The sequence below is a fragment of the Rosenbergiella sp. YN46 genome, assembly GCF_036620675.1.
Lineage (GTDB): Bacteria > Pseudomonadota > Gammaproteobacteria > Enterobacterales > Enterobacteriaceae > Jejubacter.
Window position 1 is genome coordinate 1 of record NZ_JAZHEE010000089.1, and the last position, 901, is coordinate 901.

General features: G+C 33.5%; 1 protein-coding gene. It reads right to left on the reverse strand.

All coding sequences use genetic code 11. The annotated features are described in order from the left end of the window. Positions 1-23 precede the first annotated feature (23 nt). Positions 24-320, reverse strand: coding sequence for a hypothetical protein (locus V3W49_RS22625; protein ID WP_500148192.1), 297 nt, complete (start codon positions 318-320; stop codon positions 24-26). Positions 321-901: the final 581 nt, after the last annotated feature.

A 901-nucleotide genomic window follows, 5' to 3' on the forward strand; every position in this document is an offset into this window, starting at 1 on the left:
ATACAATCTAATTGTTTTAAGCCTTATCCACACTTGAAAATAGCTTCTTTGATTTCATACATTCTCGTTCCAAAAAAGTTGAAAAGCTCAGCTTTTTCTTCTTTGTTTAATCCTCTTTTATTTCTCAGCTTAAACCCTTCAACAAACATCATGTTTATTTCTGTCACAGCAACACCCAAAGAAAAATCTAAACCATCTCTATCTTTAAACATACTTCTAAGCTCTGGCTTCCTGGCAAACTCAACAATCGACTTAATATCATTTACAACATGATCTATCAAATCATTCAATAATTTTTTGTCAAAATCACTTAATGTCATAATATTAGAGAGTGAAGCTTGAATATAACCGATAATTCTAAAACACTAAATCATTTTCTAAATTTAGCCTTCACAATTCCAAGAACGTTTATTTCCAATTCTGCTAAGGATAAGGAACGCTTCTTCTTGAGTTTCATCCTGAAAATTCTTAATTCTTTGTGTTTACTTGAAAGGTAATAAAACAGAGGTTGCAATGAACACTACAACAGCAGCAATTGCCATTCCAATACAGTAACCAGCACCCTTCATGCGCAAGTAATATGGTATTACTTTTAGTTAAATCAGATCTTAATCCTGAAAATTCTGTAGCTTTACCTTAATTCTTCGTTGGTTCCATGATCCACTTAATCATTGAATACCTTGTCACTGTTCACCGACTTACAAGCAGGACATGGCGTTGATGGAAACATAACCCCGTCACCTTTTACAGAAAAAACATTACTGCAATCTCGACACGCTCTTAGGTCTGTCACTTTAATCACCATAATACCACCACACCAATCAATTAATTAAGTCCTAACCACAGTTTGCGAGTTCGATTAACAGTTCGTATCAAATGTTAAATCCTGAAAATTCTTAAT